The 17,814-nt window shown below is 72.9% G+C and carries 15 protein-coding genes and 1 pseudogene; 3 read left to right on the top strand and 13 right to left on the bottom strand.

The genetic code is table 11. From position 1 onward, the window contains the following. Nucleotides 1-30 precede the first annotated feature (30 nt). The 3 genes from LCG91_RS06615 to hrcA all read right to left on the bottom strand — a co-directional run bounded on the left by LCG91_RS06615 (nt 31) and on the right by hrcA (nt 3,080). Complete coding sequence (locus LCG91_RS06615) at nt 31-834, bottom strand: 16S rRNA (uracil(1498)-N(3))-methyltransferase (protein ID WP_224442891.1); 804 nt, start codon at nt 832-834, stop codon at nt 31-33. Next, a complete protein-coding gene (gene dnaJ, locus LCG91_RS06610; protein ID WP_058729403.1) occupies nt 834-1,946 on the bottom strand; it encodes a molecular chaperone DnaJ in 1,113 nt (370 codons plus the stop codon). Before dnaJ ends, LCG91_RS06615 begins: the two co-directional genes overlap by 1 nt. Nucleotides 1,947-2,057: 111 nt before the next feature. Beyond that, complete coding sequence (gene hrcA / locus LCG91_RS06605) at nt 2,058-3,080, bottom strand: heat-inducible transcriptional repressor HrcA (RefSeq protein WP_058729402.1); 1,023 nt, start codon at nt 3,078-3,080, stop codon at nt 2,058-2,060. A 108-nt stretch (nt 3,081-3,188) separates the two neighbouring features. On the opposite strand from hrcA, the gene LCG91_RS06600 reads away from it, so the two are divergent. Beyond that, nucleotides 3,189-3,632: a DUF4870 domain-containing protein gene (locus LCG91_RS06600; protein WP_224442890.1), complete on the top strand. Its 444-nt coding sequence runs from the start codon at nt 3,189-3,191 to the stop codon at nt 3,630-3,632. Between the two features lie 55 nt (nt 3,633-3,687). Here the strand turns inward: LCG91_RS06600 and hemW are convergent. Next, a pseudogene (hemW, locus tag LCG91_RS06595) lies at nt 3,688-4,924 on the bottom strand (radical SAM family heme chaperone HemW). A 28-nt stretch (nt 4,925-4,952) separates the two neighbouring features. Here hemW and LCG91_RS06590 point away from each other — a divergent pair. After that, the gene (locus tag LCG91_RS06590; RefSeq protein WP_224442889.1) at nt 4,953-5,645 is read left to right on the top strand and encodes an HAD family hydrolase; all 693 of its coding nucleotides are present in this window, start codon (nt 4,953-4,955) and stop codon (nt 5,643-5,645) included. A gap of 82 nt (nt 5,646-5,727) precedes the next feature. On the opposite strand, the gene LCG91_RS06585 is transcribed toward LCG91_RS06590, so the two are convergent. The 7 genes from LCG91_RS06585 to LCG91_RS06555 all read right to left on the bottom strand — a co-directional run bounded on the left by LCG91_RS06585 (nt 5,728) and on the right by LCG91_RS06555 (nt 13,605). Then, entirely contained in the window at nt 5,728-6,375 is a 648-nt protein-coding gene (locus LCG91_RS06585; protein WP_058748991.1) for a DUF1990 family protein, read from the bottom strand. Between the two features lie 37 nt (nt 6,376-6,412). Then, complete coding sequence (locus LCG91_RS06580; protein WP_224442888.1) at nt 6,413-7,720, bottom strand: family 16 glycoside hydrolase; 1,308 nt, start codon at nt 7,718-7,720, stop codon at nt 6,413-6,415. Next, entirely contained in the window at nt 7,717-8,832 is a 1,116-nt protein-coding gene (locus LCG91_RS06575; protein WP_224442887.1) for a S26 family signal peptidase, read from the bottom strand. Before LCG91_RS06575 ends, LCG91_RS06580 begins: the two co-directional genes overlap by 4 nt. Beyond that, complete coding sequence (locus LCG91_RS06570; protein ID WP_224442886.1) at nt 8,829-9,452, bottom strand: hypothetical protein; 624 nt, start codon at nt 9,450-9,452, stop codon at nt 8,829-8,831. The genes LCG91_RS06575 and LCG91_RS06570 overlap by 4 nt, the downstream gene beginning before the upstream one ends. Before the next feature lie 10 nt (nt 9,453-9,462). Then, entirely contained in the window at nt 9,463-10,086 is a 624-nt protein-coding gene (locus LCG91_RS06565) for a hypothetical protein (protein ID WP_224442885.1), read from the bottom strand. 349 nt (nt 10,087-10,435) lie between these two features. After that, nucleotides 10,436-12,283, bottom strand: a complete 1,848-nt coding sequence (gene lepA / locus LCG91_RS06560; protein WP_058748986.1) for a translation elongation factor 4 — start codon at nt 12,281-12,283, stop codon at nt 10,436-10,438. A 155-nt stretch (nt 12,284-12,438) separates the two neighbouring features. After that, nucleotides 12,439-13,605, bottom strand: coding sequence for a pyridoxal phosphate-dependent aminotransferase (locus tag LCG91_RS06555; RefSeq protein ID WP_224442884.1), 1,167 nt, complete (start codon nt 13,603-13,605; stop codon nt 12,439-12,441). Between the two features lie 293 nt (nt 13,606-13,898). Between LCG91_RS06555 and rpsT the strand changes: the two genes are divergently transcribed. After that, on the top strand, nt 13,899-14,159 hold the full coding sequence (rpsT, locus tag LCG91_RS06550; RefSeq protein ID WP_058729393.1) for a 30S ribosomal protein S20: 261 nt from the start codon (nt 13,899-13,901) through the stop codon (nt 14,157-14,159). 205 nt (nt 14,160-14,364) lie between these two features. Here rpsT and holA read toward each other — a convergent pair whose 3' ends face one another. Both holA and LCG91_RS06540 read right to left on the bottom strand, forming a co-directional pair. Then, complete coding sequence (holA, locus tag LCG91_RS06545) at nt 14,365-15,339, bottom strand: DNA polymerase III subunit delta (RefSeq protein ID WP_224443106.1); 975 nt, start codon at nt 15,337-15,339, stop codon at nt 14,365-14,367. Then, entirely contained in the window at nt 15,248-17,809 is a 2,562-nt protein-coding gene (locus LCG91_RS06540) for a ComEC/Rec2 family competence protein (RefSeq protein WP_224442883.1), read from the bottom strand. Before LCG91_RS06540 ends, holA begins: the two co-directional genes overlap by 92 nt. Between the last annotated feature and the right edge of the window lie 5 nt (nt 17,810-17,814).

The raw sequence follows: 17,814 nt of genomic DNA, 5'->3' as shown, positions 1-17,814 counted from the left end.
TCTCCATCGTAGGACCCGCCTCCGACGCCGCTACCAGCGCCCGAGCCGGGTCTGCAGGACCGCCAGGGCCGCAGGCCCGGCGGTCGAGGTCCGGAGCACGGTGTCGCCGAGCCGGACACGGACCGCGCCGGCGGCCTCGAGCCGGTCGAACTCGGACCCGTCGATGCCGCCCTCCGGGCCGACCACCAGGACGATCTCGTCGACGTCCGCAGGCGGCTCCCACGCCGAGAGCCGCACCGCACCCACCGGGTCCAGCACGACCACCGCACGCCGCGCCTCCCGGCCGACGTCCGACGACTGGACAGCAGCCGACGATGCGACACCACCCGACGACGAGCCGGCCGACGCCGACAGCTGCGCCGTCGTCACCGGTGTGTCCACCGCGGGGACGCGCGAGCGGACCGCCTGCTTCGCGGCCTCCTGCGCGATCGCCGCCCACCGGGCGCGACCCTTCTCGACCTTCGCGCCGTCCCAGCGGGACACGCTCCGCGCCGCCGACCAGGGGACGATGCGGTCGACGCCGATCTCGGTCGCCGCCTGCACCGCCATCTCGTCGCGCCCGCCCTTCGCCAGCGCCTGGACGAGCACCAGCGCGGGGCGCGGAGCCGCGTCGACCGTGACGTCGGACACGGTCAGCGTCAACGTGTCCCTGCCCGTCGCGGCCACCGCACCGGTCACGACCGTGCCGCGCCCGTCCGCGATGCGCAGCGTCTCGCCGACCCGGACCCGCGCGACGGACACCGCGTGCCGCCCCTCTGCGCCGTCGAGCGGCACGGGGTCACCGACACCGACGCCGTCGAGCCGGCCCGGCTCGACCAGGTAGAGCGAGGCCATCAGAAGTTGAAGAAGCGGTCGCGCAGCTTGCCGAACATGCCCTGTTGGAAGCGCGCGAGCTGCGGCCCCGGTGCCTTGTGCGACTTCGCCAGCTGTTCGACGAGGCCGCGCTCCTTGTGCGAGAGCTTGGTGGGCGTCACGACCTGCACGCCGACGCGGAGGTCCCCGCGCCCGGCGCCGCGCAGCTTCGTCACGCCGCGGTCCTTGATCACCAGGACGTCGGCGCTCTGCACACCCGGACGGATCTCGAGCTCGACCGGGCCGTCGAGGCCGTCGATCGTGGTGTGCGCCCCGAGGATCGCGTCGGTCATCTGGACCTCGAGCGTCGCCAGGAGGTCGTCGCCGTCGCGGCTGTAGACGTCGTGGTGGCGGACCTTCACCTCGAGGTAGAGGTCACCCGAGGGGCCGCCGGCCGGGCCGACCTCGCCCTGTCCGGGCATCTGCAGCCGGAGCCCGGTCTCGACGCCGGCGGGCACGTCGACGGGGATCGTGCGGCGGGCGCGGACGCGGCCCTGCCCCTGGCACGTCGGGCAGGGGCTGGGGATGACGGTGCCGTAGCCGCGGCACGTCCCGCAGGGCGCGCTCGTCACGACGTTGCCGAGCAGCGAGCGGACCTGGCGCTGGATGTGCCCGGAGCCGCCGCAGATGTCACAGGTGCGCGGGCTCGTCCCCGGCGCGCAGCACGAGCCGTTGCACGTCTCGCAGACGACGGCCGTGTCGACCTCGACGTCCTTGTGCGTGCCGAAGACGACCTCGTCCAGGTCGACCTCGATGCGCAACAGGGCGTCCTGCCCGCGCTCGGCGCGACTCCGCGGACCGTTGCCGCGTCCGCCGCCGCCACCGCCGCCGAAGAAGGCGTCGAAGATGTCGCTGAAGCCGCCGGCACCGCCGCCGAAGGGGCTGTCCGCCTGCGGTCCGGCGTCGTAGCGTCTGCGCTGCTCCGGGTCGCTCAGCACGTCGTACGCGTGCGTCACGTCCTTGAAGCGCTCGGCCGCGTCCGGGCTCGGGTTGACGTCCGGGTGCAGCTCGCGCGCCAGCCGTCGGTAGGCCTTCTTGATGTCGGCATCGGAGGCGTCCGGCTGGACGCCGAGGACGTCGTAGTGGTCTGCCACGGTTCCCTCAGTCGGTTTCGGTTCGGTCGGTGGGTCGCGGCGGTCGCCGCGGTCCGGTCTGGAGGCGCGGAGCCGGTCCGCTGGACGCCGCGCGTCGGGCGCGTGGTCCGGTCAATGTTCGCCCAGCAGCTTGGACAGGTACCGTGCGACCGCGCGGACGGCCGCCATGTTCGTGCCGTAGTCCATGCGGGTCGGGCCCAGGACGCCCAGTCGGGCGACCGCACCGCCGCCGGCGAGGTACCCGCCGGCCACGATGCTCGTCGCGTCGAGGCCGTACTCGGCGTTCTCGGCGCCGATGCTCGCGGCCACGGCCACGTCGTCCACCTGCATCTCGCCGAACAACCGGAGCAGGGTCACCTGTTCCTCGATCGCCTCGAGCACGGGGAACAGGCCGCCGGAGAAGTCGCGTTCGCTCTTCGCCAGGTTCGCCGCACCGGCCATCACCAGACGGTCCTGGCGGTTCGCGGCGACCTGCTCGATGAGCGTCGCGACGACGACCCCGCCGAGGGTCTGCGCGTCCGGGCGGAGCTGCTGCGGCACCGCGCGCAGGGCACGGGGCACGTCCTGCAGCAGGAGCCCGACGCTCGCGCCGTTCACCACGGTGCGGAGCTCGGTGAGGGAGTCCTCGTCGAGCGGGACGTCGGTCTCGACCACGCGCTGCTCGACCCGGGCGGTGTCCGTGATGAGGACGACCATGAGCCGGGTGTCACCGAGCCGGACGAGCTCGACGTGCTGCACGCGGGCGCGCACCATCGACGGGTACTGCACGAGGGCGACCTGGTTCGTGAGCTGGCTGAGCAGGCGCACCGTCCGGCCGAGGACCTCGTCGAGGTCGTTCGGCGTGCCGAGGAACGTCTCGATCGCGTGCCGTTGCGCGCTCGACAGCGGTCGTGCGGCGGCGAGGTGGTCCACGAATACGCGGTAGCCCTTGTCCGTCGGGACCCGGCCGGAAGAAGTGTGCGGTGCTGCGATGAGCTGTTCGTCCTCGAGCTGCGCCATGTCGTTGCGGATCGTCGCCGCGCTGACCCCGAAGGCGTGCCGCTCGACGATCGTCTTCGAGCCGACGGGCTCGCGCGACGCGACGTAGTCCCGCACGATGGCCTTGAGGACCTCGAGGGAGCGTTCGCTGACCATCCGGACCCCTTCCGTTCGATGCTGGCACTCGGACGTGTCGACTGCTGATCCTACGCCCGACCACCGACCGACCGGGACCGCGGGGGCCCGCGCCGGTACGCTCACGGCATGAGCTACGGACAGCAACCAGGCGGCCCGCAGGACGGCCGGTACGGCCAGCAGCCGGGGGGACCCCAGAACCCGCAGGGACCGCAGTACCCGGCGGGCTTCACGCCGCCCCAGCCGATGTCACCGGAGGACCAGCGCCTCTGGGCGACGCTGACGCACGTCGGCGGCATCTTCTTCAGCCTGGTCGTGCCGATCATCGCCTACCTGGTGCTGCGTGACCGCGGGCAGTTCATCAAGGAGCACACCCGCCAGGCGCTCAACTTCCACATCACGATGGCGATCGCCTACGTCGTGGCGTGGCTGCTCTGCCTGGTCGTGATCGGGTTCGTGCTGCTGCCGATCATCGGTGTCGTGGTGATCGTCTTCGCGATCCTCGCGGCGGTCGCCGCGAACCGCGGCGACCTGTACCGCTACCCGCTCACGATCGAGTTCGTCAAGCAGTAGCCCGCAGGCAGAGCAGTAGCCCGCAGGCACCGACGCGCGGGCGGCAGCCCGCGCGTCAGTCGAGCAGCTCGCGGACGACGGCGTCCGCGAGCAGTCGGCCCTGCAGGGTCAGCTCGATCCGTCCCCGCACCGCGGCCGAGCCGTCCACGAGACCACGCGCGATGAGGCCGGCGACGCGGCCACGGGCCTCCCGACCGAGCTCCGCGGTGGCGAGCTCGCCCCGGACCCGCGCGGCCAGCAGCACCCGCTCGACGTACCGGGTGTCGGCATCGAGCGTCTCGCGCCCGGCCGCCGGGGACTCCCCGGACAGCACCCGGTTCGCGTACGCGGCCGGGTGCTTCACGTTCCACCAGCGGGTGCCGGCGACCGCGGAGTGCGCGCCCGGGCCGACACCCCACCAGTCGTGACCCTTCCAGTACGACAGGTTGTGCCGGCTCGCGTGGCGGTCCGGACCGCCCTGCTCGTCGGCGCGGGCCCAGTTCGACACCTCGTACCAGGCGTACCCGGCGTCGGCGAGGGTGCGGTCGGCGAGCTCGTACATGTCGGCCGCCAGGTCGTCGTCCGGCGCAGGGAGCTCGCCGCGGGCGACCATGCGCCCCATGGCCGTGCCCTCCTCGACGATGAGGGAGTAGGCGGACACGTGGTCGGGGGCGCAGGCCAGTGCGGCGTCGAGCGAGGTGCGCCAGTCGTCGAGGGACTCCCCGGGCGTCGAGTAGATGAGGTCGAGGCTGACGTCGAGGCCCTGCTGCTTCGCCAGGTCGACCACCACCGGGACGCGCTCGGGGTCGTGCGTCCGGTCGAGCGTGGCCAGGACGTGCGGTACGGCGGACTGCATGCCGTAGCTCATCCGGGTGAACCCGCCGCGCTGGAGCGTGGCGATCGCGTCGGCGTCGACGGAGTCCGGGTTCGCCTCGGTCGTGACCTCGGCCCCCGGCAGGATCCCCCAGGTGTCGTCGATCGCCCGCAGGATCATCACCAGGTCGTCCGCCGGCAGCATCGTCGGCGTTCCACCGCCGAAGAACACCGTCGAGACCGGGCGTCGCGGGACCCCGGAGCGGTCGAGCACCTCGGCCGCCCAGCGGATCTCCTGCACGGCGTGGCCGGCGTAGTCGTCGCGGCGGACCCCGCGCAGCTCCGACGCCGTGTAGGTGTTGAAGTCGCAGTAGCCGCAGCGCACCCGGCAGAACGGCACGTGGACGTAGACGCCGAAGGGGGACGTCGCCGGCGCCCGGGCCGGGGGTGAGCAGGCCGTCCGCGGGAGCGGGATCGGCGATCGGGAGCGCACTCGGCATGGACTCCATTGTCGGCCATGATGGAGCCATGGAGCACCACACCGTCCCCACCACGGTGCTGTGGGACATCGACGGCACCCTCGTCCTGAACGCCGCGTCGCCGGGCAACCTGTACCACCTGGCCGTCGAACGCGCCGTCGGTCGCGACCTGGTGCTGAAGGTCGGGCACCAGCACGGCCGCACCGACGCGGGCCTCATCGCCGACCACGTCCGGGCCCACGACCTCGACGACGCGCTCATCCCCACCGTGAGCCGGCACCTGCGCGACCTGACCGACGAACGGTACGGCCGGGGCGAACGGCGCTCCCCCGCACCGGGAGCCGCTGCGCTCGTCCGGCGCTTCGCCGAATTCGGCTGGCGGAACGGACTGCTGACCGGCAACTCCGAGCACCGCGCGCGGGTGAAGCTCAGCGGCGCCGGCTTCGACCTCGACGCGTTCGACTGGGAGCACTCGTACTTCGGGGACGCGGAGGTCGAGCGCACCGGGGTCACCGCGCGCGCCGCAGCCGCACTGTCCGGGGAGCGTGCCGTGATCGTCGGGGACACCCCGCGGGACGGCGAGGCGGCCGACGCGGTGGGGATCCCGTTCGTCGCGGTGGCGACCGGGGTGTACGAGGTCGACGCACTGCAGGGGACGAGTGCGGTGTGCGTCGCGCGGGACTGCGTGCAGGACGCCCGGCTGCTCGAGGACGCGATCGCCGCGCTGCCGCCGCTGCGCTGAGCGGGGCGCGGTCGGTGCACTGCCGGGCGCGGTCGGAGCGCTCAGACGCGCTCGCGGTCGGTCCGCTCCGTCGCGCTCGCGGTCAGTCGCCTCGGAGTGCGCTGAGGTACTTGGCGGCCATCACGCGCTGCTGCCGGCGGAGCAGGGGCGCGACGAACGCCCACTTCCGGCTCGACGGCTGCGAGAACTGCCGGACCTGCAGCCACACCGACCCGTCGCTCGTCCGCTCGACCACGAAGGACTCCTCGCCGGAGAGCGGGTGCCCCTCGAGGGTGCCGTACGCGAAGCCCTTGCGGTCGGTCTCGTCGATGATCGACACGACGCGGACCGGAGCGTGCACGGTCTGCCCGAACGCGTGCATCTCGAGCGTCGCGGTGGTGCCGGCCGTGAGCAGCGGGGTGCCGTCTGCGGCGAACTTCTCGACGCGGGGCGTGCCGATCGACGCTGGCGCGACGGGGACGCCGTGCTCGTCGAAGGTCACCGGGTTGTAGCGGACCTCGTCGTCGTCGGGCTGGTCCTCGACCTGCACGCGGATGCCGCTGCGCTCCTGGATCTGCCAGGTCAACGCCTGCGTCACCGCGGTCTCGAACCGCGCGTCGCCGTGGCCGATCCGGGCCCGCGACTCCGCCGGGGTGAAGCCCTCCGGCGGGTAGGTCATGAGGTCCGCCGCCTGCGTGGCGCCGACGGCACCGTAGGTCAGGGCGGTCCGGTAGCTGCCGCGGGAACTCATTCCGCCATCGTACCGGGGCCGCCCGGGCCGACCTGTGTCAGCGTGGCGTGACGGCGATGTTCCGCCACTCGGCCTCGGTCCCCTGCTCGCGGATGCCGACCGCACCGGTCCTCAGCGAGCAGGCGCCGAAGTCCGCCCGCCCCTGCACCGGCGTCCCGCCGTCGGCCGGCGACGCGGTGGCGGTGATCGTGCACCCGACCGCCTCGACGGTCAGGTGCCACCACTCCCCGGCCTGCACCGTCCGCCCGAACGGCACGAAGGTACCCGCGAACCCCGGGTTCCTGTGCTCCCCGATCGTCATGCCCGTCCTCGTGATCCCGACCGAGTACGCGCGCATCGAGTCGATCCCGGTCGACGGGTCGTCCACCCGGACGAGAAACCCCGCGTCGGTGCCCGACCTCGGGGCGCGCATCAAGCGCACGTCACCCGTCAGGGTCATGTCGCCCCACGTCCGGTTCAGGACCTGCTTGTCCCCGCTGTTCGCGTACGCGGTGCTGCGGATCCGTTCCTCCTGCTGGTCGATCGCCCACGTCCCGCCGTAGACCCGCGCGGGCGCACCGTCCTCGAACCGCCCCGTGGACAGCGTCGAGTTCCACGGGTCCGACGCGAGCGACGGTGCGAGGGCGCCCGCGGTGGCCGTCACGAAGCGGTAGCCGGCCGCACTGCCGTTGCCGCGCAGGCCGATCGCGCCCGTCGTCAGGCAGTCGGCAGACGACTCCGAGACGCTCACCCGCGTCCAGTCGTTGGCGCCGACGGTCGACGACCAGGCGGTGATGCCGCACCCGGCTGCCTGGACGACCAGGTGGTAGAACTGCCCGTTCCGCAGCGTGCCGGGGATGGTCGACTGCGCCAACCGGGTGGTGGCCCCGTTCGCGGTCCGGTCGATCGACAGCGCGTTCTCCCCGAGGCCGAGGCCGATCGAGTACCCGGTGAAGGCGTTCGCGCCCGTTCCGGGACCGGTGACCCGGACCAGGAGCCCGGCGTCCGTGCCGCTGTTCACCTGCACGTCCGCCTGCATCGTGTAGTCGGTCCACGCGGGGTCACCGGTGACGGCCTTCGGTCCGTCCGACGATCCGGACGTCTCGGTCAGGGTGCCGTAGCCGAACCGGGTCTGTGTCGTCCACGAGCCGCCGTAGGTCCGCCAGGCGCCCTGGCCACCCGCGAAGGAGTCACGGAAGGGCAGACCCGTCACGGCGTAGTCGCCGACCGTGGTGGCGGTGCTCCGGTTCGACGTCGTCGCGGTGTAGGCCGCGGTCGTGTCCTGGGACGTGGCGGCGACCCCGGTCAGCGCTCCGACCGCCGCCACGAGCGCCACGGCGAGCACGATCGGCGCCCGGACGATCATGCCGGGACCGTCGGGACGACCGGCGACTCCGTCGCGGGATCGGTCGTCGCGTCCGTCGCAGGGTCGGTCGTCGCGTGGTCGGTCGTCGCGTCCGTCGTGCTGTCCGCCAGGCGGTGGGTCGCGCTGTCCGCCGGGCGGTCGGTCGAGCGATCCGTCCGGCGGTCAGTCCCGCGATCCGTCGGGCGGGCCCCCGTGCGATGCGTCAGGACGTCCGCCGCATCGACGCGTTCCGACGGCGCACGACGCGACGAGCGAGCGAGGAGCACACCGAGCACGAGCGGGACGGCGCAGACCAGGGCGAGCGTCACCCAGCCGATCGGGGGGAGGTCGAGCTGCGCGGTGAGCGCGACCGCGCCCTCCGACCCCGGCGGCAGCTCCACCTGTCCGACGGAACCGCTGAGGAGCCGCTCGGACGCGCCGGACGGACCGACCGCCCGGATCGGGAGCAGCCCCGTCGACACGACGTGCGCCGTCGGACGTGCGCCCGGATCGACCCCGGTCACGACGAGTGCGACGAACGGCCGGAAGACCGCGACCACGACCGCGAGGACGGCGCTCACGCCGACGAGCCGCGCGGCCGTCCGGGGAGCACGCGCGGCGACGGAGCCGGTGAGGAGCCACACGAGGCCGATGCCGCCGGCGGTCCACGGCAGCATCCGGAGCGCCCACCCGCCTCCGGGCAGCACCGCGACCACCCGCCCGACGACGTCGCCGCGACTGATGGTCCACGCGTCCGCGGCACCGTTCGCGTCGCCCTTGGTCGTGATCGCTCCGTCGACGACCGCGGTGACGCGGTGCGTGTAGGGCAGTCGCGCCGCCGTCCCGCCGCCCTCCGCGACCGGCGGGACGAACGTGACGACGTCGCCGACGGCCAGCCGGTGCTGACCCGGCGGCACCGTCACGACGAGCGAGCCGACGGGCGCCGCGCGGCCCATCGAAGGGGTCCGGACGTCGAAGGTCCGGACGCCCGCGGCCATCGCGACGCCGACCGCGATCAGCACGAGCAGGACGACGGCGACCGTGACGACGACCCGCGTCCGCACGGCACGGCCGGGGGCGCGCCGGCGACGAGCCGTCGGGACGACGCCCGCGTCCGCGGTCCCCGCCGTCATGCGGTGAAGGTCCACACGAGCGACTGGCTCATGCTCTGCGCCTGCGAGTCGTTCGGGGCCGCCGGGTCGAGGGCGACCGTGACGGTGGCGGTGCCGCCCTGACCGGCAGCCGGAGCGGGGTCGACGGGGAAGGTCTTGCCGCCGATCGCCCCGGCACTCTCCCCCGAGACCACGGTCGTCGTCCCCGCCGACGTCGTCCACGTCACGGTGACGCGCAACCACGAGCAGATGCTGTTCGCCGTCGAGACGGTGCCGGTGCAGGTACCGGGAGCGAGCGAGAAGGCGGATGCGGCGACGCCTCCGGTGTTCCGGATCACCGTCGCGGTCCCGCGCGTCGTGTCCCCCGGTCGCAGGTCCTTGCCGGCGTACAGGTCGGTCGCGCACGACGTGGTGCCCGCGGCGGTGCTCCGGCACGCGACGGTCGATGCGTCCGGACCCTGCGTCATCGCGATCGACACCGTGTTCGCGGTGTTCGTGGTGTTCGCGATCGACGCGGTGTAGGCCGACGTCGTGCCGGTCGTCGTCAGCGCGAGCGTGACCGAGGCGACGAGCCCCGCCGCGGTGAGGAGCCAGCCCGTGCGCACCGAGGCGCGCCGGACGGTGGTCGAGTGCCTGCCCACGACGGCACCGTCAGGCCGAGAAGGTGAACGTGAGGGACTGCGAGAGGGTCACGCCTGACGTCGGCGCGGTGGCACCCCCCGGGAGCGACACCTGCACGGTGAGCGGGAAGCGCTCCCCCGCCGCGGGCGGGTTCGGCAGCGTGATCGCGTTCGCCGCCAGGAAGGCAGGGGTGGTGGACGCGGGCAGCACGTCGGCGCCGCGCCACGTCATCTTCACGACGAGCTGGCTGCAGAGGTCCGACCCGCTGGTCGGCGCCGTGGTGCACGGGCCGCCGGTGAGCCGGAAGCCGGTGGGTGTCGCCGTCCCGGTGTTCGCGAAGGAGATCGTCTGGGTCGTCGACGACTCCCCGGGACGCAGCGAGCCGCCTCCGTAGAGGTCCGGGTCGGTGCAGCTCGCCGTGCCGTCGGCAGCGGTCGTGCAGACGCCCGGCGAACCGTCCGCCGCGGTCTCCACGATCCGGATGGTCGAGGTCGAGACCGTGTTGGTGCCGTGCACGAAGGCCTGCGTGAAGACCGAGAGCGTGCCGCTGAAGCTCAGGGCGAGCACCACCGCGGCGGTGACCCCGGCGGCGATGGCGACGAGTTCGGACCGCCGTCGCCTTGCGCGGGTGACGGTCGTTGCGTGACGGGACATCGTTGTTCGCACCTCCGTGTGCACCCCGGGTCCAGGGACACCGCGACACGGGAGCGTGCACGGGTCGGGCGGCCGGGTCCGCCCCGAACTGAGGGGTGTTCACTCCCGCTCGGTCCAGGTGCGACTGTACGGATCGGGTGACCGCCCCGGTCCCCCAGAGTGCGGGCAGACAGACCGGTCCGCCTGCCACATCCGCGGAGGGACGGGCTGGGCCGGCCCACCGACCGACGCGCAGCGCCGCCGGTCTCGTCCGGTTCCCGCAGCGGAGCGAACGGGTCCGGGAACGACGGAGCCCCGCTCGTGGCGGGGCTCCGTCGTGCTGCTCGTCGTGCTGCTCGCGGTCGTCGAGCTACTTCTTCTTCTCTTCCACGTCGCCGGAGAGCGCCGCGATGAAGGCTTCCTGCGGGACCTCGACGCGACCGACCATCTTCATGCGCTTCTTGCCCTCCTTCTGCTTCTCGAGGAGCTTGCGCTTGCGGGTGATGTCACCGCCGTAGCACTTCGCGAGGACGTCCTTGCGCATCGCCCGGATGCTCTCGCGGGCGATGATCCGCGCGCCGATCGCCGCCTGGATCGGCACCTCGAACTGCTGGCGTGGGATGAGCTTGCGGAGCCGCTCGGTCATCAGCGTGCCGTAGGCGTAGGCCTTGTCGCGGTGCACGATCGCGCTGAACGCGTCGACCTGCTCGCCCTGCAGCAGGATGTCGACCTTCACGAGGTCGGCGGCCTGGTCACCGGTGGGCTCGTAGTCGAGCGAGGCGTAGCCCTGCGTCTTGCTCTTCAGCTGGTCGAAGAAGTCGAACACGATCTCGCCGAGGGGCATCTCGTAGCGGATCTCGACGCGGTCCTCGCCCAGGTACTCCATGCCGAGCAGGGAGCCGCGGCGCGACTGGCAGAGCTCCATGATCGCGCCGACGTAGTCCTTCGGCGCGAGGATGGCCGCGCGCACCATCGGCTCGCGGACCTCGACGATGCGGCCGCCCGGGAACTCGGACGGGTTCGTGACCTCGGTCACGGAATTGTCCTCGTTCGTCACCTCGTAGACCACGCTGGGCGCGGTCGTGATGAGGTCGAGGCCGAACTCCCGCGACAGGCGCTCGGTGATGATCTCGAGGTGCAGCAGACCGAGGAAGCCGCAGCGGAAGCCGAAGCCGAGCGCGACCGAGGTCTCGGGCTCGTAGACGAGCGCGGCGTCGGAGAGCTTGAGCTTGTCGAGCGCCTCGCGCAGGTCCGGGTAGTCGGAACCGTCGATCGGGTACAGGCCCGAGAAGACCATCGGCTTCGGGTCCGTGTAGCCGGGCAGTGCCTCGGTCGCGGGGCGCTGCGCGCTCGTGACGGTGTCGCCGACCTTCGACTGGCGGACGTCCTTCACCCCGGTGATGAGGTACCCGACCTCGCCGACCGAGAGTCCCTTGGTCGGCTTGGGTTCCGGGCTGGAGACGCCGATCTCGAGGATCTCGTGGGTCGTCCGCGTCGACATCATCTGGATCTTCTCGCGCGGCTTGATCGTGCCGTCGATCATGCGCACGTAGGTGACGACACCGCGGTAGCTGTCGTACACCGAGTCGAAGATCATCGCGCGCGGCTCGGCGTCGACGGTGCCGACGGGCGCCGGGACGGAGCCCACGACCCGGTCGAGCAGCTCGGGCACGCCCGCACCGGTCTTGCCGGACACGCGCAGCACGTCCTCCGGCTTGCCGCCGATGAGCTGCGCGAGCTCGGCCGCGTACTTGTCCGGGTCGGCGGCGGGCAGGTCGATCTTGTTGAGGACCGGGATGATCTCGAGGTCGTTCTCGAGCGCCAGGTACAGGTTGGCGAGCGTCTGCGCCTCGATGCCCTGGGCCGCGTCGACGAGCAGGATGGCGCCCTCGCACGCGGCGAGGGACCGCGAGACCTCGTACGAGAAGTCGACGTGTCCGGGGGTGTCGATCATGTTCAGGGCGAAGGTCTGCCCGTCGAGCTCCCACGGCATGCGGACGGCCTGGGACTTGATCGTGATGCCGCGCTCGCGCTCGATGTCCATGCGGTCGAGGTACTGCGCACGCATCGCCCGCTCCTCGACGATGCCGGTGATCTGCAGCATGCGGTCGGCCAGCGTGGACTTGCCGTGGTCGATGTGCGCGATGATGCAGAAGTTGCGGATCGCCTCGGCCGGGGTCGCGGCGGGCTCGAGCGGCGCGGATGCTTGTGGGCTCACGGTTCCTCAGGGGGTCGGTGCGGTCGAACGATTGTCCCACGGTTGCACGCGGGCAGCGCGCACCGGCGGCCGACCTGTGGAGGCGCGGACGGACCGCGACGGTGTGCAGGACTGTCTGGAGGCGCGTGGCGGGATCGCCACGGGCCTCCCGTCCGTCAGACGGTCACCGAGACGGGCGCGGGCAGTGCGCCCAGGCCGCGGCGCAGGTCCTCGACGGTCGCCGCCAGGCAGACCCGGACCCAGCCCTCGCCGGAGCGGCCGAACGCACTGCCCGGCGCGACCGCGACGTGCTCCCGGTGCAGGAACGCGAGCGCCCACTCGGCGACGTCGCCATGCGAGGCGTGCGAGACGTCGATCCACAGGTAGAAGGCGCCGCGCGGGTCGAGGTAGCGGATGCCCGCCGCGTCGAGGACCTCCTTCGCGACGGCGAGGTTCGCTCGGTAGTGCTCGCGCGCGTCCTGCACGGCCTGGTGGTCGCCCACGATCGCCGCGAGGGCCGCCCACTGGTCCGGCTCGGCGACGCAGCTGATCATGGCCTCCTGCGTCGTGCGCATCGTCGGCCCCATGCCCTTCGGCGTCACCAGGTAGCCGACGCGGACGCCGGTCATCGCGTACGTCTTGCTCAGCGAGAAGGCGGTGAAGACCCGGTCGTCCTCGTCGAGCGACGCGATGCTGACGTGGCGCGTGCCGTGGGTGAAGTACTCGTAGACCTCGTCGCTGATCACCCAGAGGTCGTGCCGCTTCGCCAGGGCGAGCAGGGCTCGGAGGGTCTCCTCGCCGAACACCGAGCCGAGCGGGTTCGACGGTGAGTTCACCACGATCGCGCGGGTGTGCTCGGTGATGCTCGCCTCGAGCGCCCCGAGGTCCGGCTCGAAGTCGTGCTGGGGCTCGAGCCGGTACGGCACCGGGGTCGCCCCGATGATGTGGGCGTTCATCGTGAAGGTCGTGTAGCCGGGGTCCGGCACGAGGACCTCGTCGCCCGGGCTCAGCACGAGGGTCATCGCCTGGAACAGCGCCTGCGTCGCGCCGATCGTCATCCAGACCTGCTCGACGTCGACGTCGATGCGGTTCTCGCGGCGGAGCTTGTCGCGGATCGCCTCGCGCAGCGGCGCGATGCCGCCGTTCGGCGTGTAGTCCGTGCGGTCCTCGGTCCACGCGCGGCGGGCGGCCTCGCCGATGTGCGGGGCCACGGGCACGTCGGGCTCGCCGATCACGAGCATCGCGACGTCGGTGCCGTCCGCGCGGAGCAGTGCGGCCTGCTCGTAGACGCGGCGGATGCCGGAGGCCGGGACGGAGTCGATGCGTGGGGCGAGTGAGGGCACCTCGTCACGGTAGCCCGTCCGTGTTGCGGTGTCGTTTCCGCCGCTCGACGGCCGGTCCGGTGTCGTGACGATCGTCCGGCGCGTCGTTCGACCGACGCGGCGCTCGGCCGGTGCGTCGCTCGTCCGGTGCGTTGCTCGTCCGGCGCGTCGGGGCTTTGGCCGTCAGTGGGTCTGCTGGTAGAGTCGGTGGCTGGCTTCCGCGTTCCCCGCCCACGGGTGGAACGCGATGCGACAGAGGGCCCCTCTACCCGACGTCGCGATCACCCGTAGCAGACGAACAAGGAGCAACACGCATGGCGAACATCAAGTCGCAGATGAAGCGCATCAAGACCAACCTCAAGGCCCAGGAGCGCAACAAGGCCTACCGCTCGGAGCTCAAGACGGTCATCCGTCACACGAACGAGGCCGTCGTCGCCGGCGACAAGGACAAGGCCGTCGCGGCCCTGGCCCTCGCGTCGAAGAAGCTCGACAAGGCCGTGAGCAAGGGCGTCATCCACAAGAACCAGGCGGCGAACCGCAAGTCGGCCATCGCCAAGAAGGTCTCCGCGCTCTGAGCGTCTGACACCTGCACGAGAGCCCCGCACCGATGGTGCGGGGCTCTCGTCGTTCACGGGCACGTGCGCGTCGCGCCGCGCGCACGTCCCGGTGGGCGCTGCGAGCACGGCGCGGTGCCGACGGACCAGGGATGCGACATCGAACCAGCACCGCCCGCTGGTCCGGTGTCGGGTCCGTGGCTCGATCCGGGAGGCGCGTCCCGCCTCAGCGCTCCTCGCCGCGTCGGGCGATGGTCCGGACCATGACCTCGAGCGCGTAGTGCGCGTCGCGCGACCCGCCCTTCACCGCGGTGTCCGCCGCCGCGATGCTCGTGATCGCGTTCGCCAGCCCCGCCTCGCTCCACCCCGCGACGTCGCGCTGCGCACGCTGGACCTGCCACGGCGCCATGCCGAGCGCGGACGCCGCCTGACCGCTCGTCCCGCGGAAGGCGCTGACCTTCGCCATCGTGCGGATCTTGCTCGCGAACGCGGCGACGATCGGCACGGGGGCCTCCCCCGTCGCGAGGGCGTGCCGCAGCTCGACGATCGCCGGGGCCGAGCGACCCGAGAGTGCGATGTCGGCGACCTTGAACGCGTTCGTCTCGACGCGGCCGCCGTAGTACTTGTCGACGGTCCGGTCGGTGATCTCCTCGGCCTCGTCCGCCAGCAGCTGTCGGCAGGCGGCCGCGAGCTCCGCGAGGTCGTCCGAGAACGCCGCGACGAGCGTCCGGACCGCCGAGGGCGCGATCTTCCGCCGGGCGGCCCGGAACTCGGCGTTGACGAAGTCGATCTTGTCGGTGTCGCGCTTGAGCTCGTCGCACTGCACCTCGACGCCCCCACCGACCCCGCTGCGGATCGTGTCGAGCAGTTTCTTGCCGCGCACACCGCCGCCGTGGCGCAGGACCAACGTGACGTCGTCGGCGGGTGCCTGCAGGTACGAGATCGTCTCGGTGATGAAGGCGTCGGTGCACTTCTCGACGTTCGTCACCCGCACGAGTCGCGGCTCACCGAAGAGCGACGGGCTCGCGAGCGTCGCCAGGAGGCCCGGTGCGTACTGGTCCGCCTCGAGGTCGTGCACCTCGAGCGCCGGGTCCTCGCCGACGAGCAGGTCACGGAGGACGCTGCTCGCGCGCTCGGCCAGGAACTGCTCGGGCCCGGTGACGAGCACGACGGGTGCCGGTCGGACGCCGGACCACGGCACCTGGTCGATCTTGGCGGCGGCGCGCGTGGGCTTCTTGGCGGGCATGCGTTCCTTCCGTCGGCTCCGGGGCGAGCTGGTCGGGGCCTGGTCCGATCCTACGGGCCGCCACCGACGCGGCCGCCATCGTCCGGGCCGCCACCGACGCAGACCCTGACGACGACGGCGGCTCCCGCTCGGTCCAGACCTGCAGCGCGCCGTCGGCCGAGCGCGAGACCACGATGGTGCCCTGCTCGTCGGTGCGGAACGCGGTCGTCCCCGCCGCGCGGAGGGCGTCGAGCGCCGACGCCGTCGGGTGCCCGTAGGTGTTGTCGGCGCCGACGCCGATGAGGCCGATGGGCGCCGCGAGCTGTCGGTACAGCGCAGGGTCCTGGTCGGCGGACCCGTGGTGGGCGACCTTCACCACGTCGGGGTGCGACTCCACGATCGGTCGGAGCCGCCGCTGCGCGTGCTCCCCGAGATCGCCGAGGAACACCCCCGTCACGCACGCCGCGCACGTTGCGTCGCGCATCGTCTCGAGGACGAGGCTCGCGTCGTTGCCGGAGTCGGGCGAACCGGCGGGCGGCCACACCATCCGCCACTGCAGGGCACCGAGGGTGCCCGACGTCCCGTCGTCGGCGGTCCGGACGTCGGCGCCCGCCCGGTCGAGCTCCTCGACGACCCGGTCGTCCTCGGGCCGTCCGATCGGACCGACCAGCGCCCGCGCAACCCGGTCCGCCACGGCCCCGACCGCGCCGACGTGGTCGCGGTCGAAGTGCGTGAGCACGAGCAGGTCGATGTGGTCGACCCCGAGCAGGTCGAGGCACCGCAGCAGCTCGTCCTCGTCGTCCCCGGTGTCGACGAGGGCGACCGGCCCGGCACCGTCGCGGACCAGGACGGCGTCGCCCTGGCCGACGTCGCACGCCACGACCGACCAGTCCCCGGGCACGGTCGCCCGCACGACGAGCCGCGGGACCGCCACGACCCCGAGGCCGATCGCGACGACTGCCCCCGCGGCCACCAGCGCCGATGTCCGTCGGCGGCGCTCCGCGACCACGGCAGCGGCCACCGCCGTGGTGGCCGTCCCGGCCGCCGCAGCGCCGAGCGGTCCGGCCGGCCAGTCGAGTGTCGCCGCGGGCAGGGCGGCCGCACCGCGGGCGATCGCGCCGATCGCCGCGGCGGGCGCCCAGGCGACGTGGGCGACGACCCCGGCACCCCAGGGCCACACCGGAGCGAGCAGGCAGGCGAGGAGTCCGGTCACCGTGACGACCGACGCGAGGGGCTCCGTCAGCAGGTTCGCAGGCACGGCGTAGGTCGGCAGCGACGGGGCGAGCAGGACCGTCACCGGCCAGCACGCGAGCTGTGCCGCGACCGGGATCGCCACGGCCGCTGCCACCGCCCGGCCCCACCGCTCGGCGAGCAGCACGGCCAGCGGCGGGGCCAGCACGATGATGCCGCCCGTGGCGAGCACCGACAGTGCGAACGCCGGAGCCCTGGCGTACCAGGGGTCCACCACCAGCATGCCGAGCACCGTCAGCGCCAGCAGCGGGACGCCGCGGAGCGGTCGGCCGGCGAGCCGGACGGCCAGCACGACGACCGCCATCACCGCCGCGCGCACGATCGACGGGTCGGGACGCACGAGCACCACGAACGCCACGAGGAACACGACGGCCACGACCACCCGGACCACCCACGGGAGCCCGATCGCTCGACACCCGGCCACGACGAGCGCGACGACGACGGCGCAGTTCGAACCGGACACCGCCGTCAGGTGCGTCAACGCGGTGGTCTCCATCGCGGCCTCGGTCGCTGGATCGAGTCCGCTGCGGTCCCCGATCGACAACCCGCGGAGCAGGGCGCCGCCGGGTTCGGGCAGCCCGTCCGTCACGGTCACGAACGCCTGCCGGACGCGGTCCGTCAGCGCGAGCAGCCCGGTCGGTGGCACGAGCGACGGGTGTCCGCGCAGGAACACCACCGCCGCCGTCGGGGTCCCGTCGTCGTCGAGCTGCACCGTCCCGCGTGCGCGGAGCGTCGACCCGGCCGCCGCACGGAGCCGCTCGCCGGGGACCACGCGAACCGGGACGCCGAGCCCGCCGACGGCGTCGAGCGCACGCAACGTGCCCGTCGTGGACCGGTCGGTGTCGGCGAGGTCCCGGGTGAGCACGACCTCGACGGACACGGTCTGCCCCGTCCGGTCGACGAGTGCCCCCGGCGACCGCTCTGGCGCACCCACCGCGACGGCCACCGCGACCAGCGCACAACAACCGGCGGCGACCAGGGCGACGCCGAGCACACCGCGCACCACCGCCCCGCGGTCGTCCGATGACGGATCGACCAGGCCGGCGTCCAGGTCGTCGGTGCCGGAGCCGGACCGGGCGAGCACCACGAGCACCAGGACGGCGACGAGGCCGACCGCCGCGGTCGACGCGGCACACCACCACGCGGCGGACGGCATCCCGACGAGCAGCACGGCCTCGACCCACGCGAGCAGCACCGGAC

The organism is Curtobacterium sp. TXMA1 (genome assembly GCF_020162095.1).
Taxonomy (GTDB): Bacteria; Actinomycetota; Actinomycetes; order Actinomycetales; family Microbacteriaceae; genus Curtobacterium.
The sequence above is the reverse complement of the archived record's forward strand: the minus strand, read 5'-3'. Positions and strand labels throughout refer to the sequence as shown.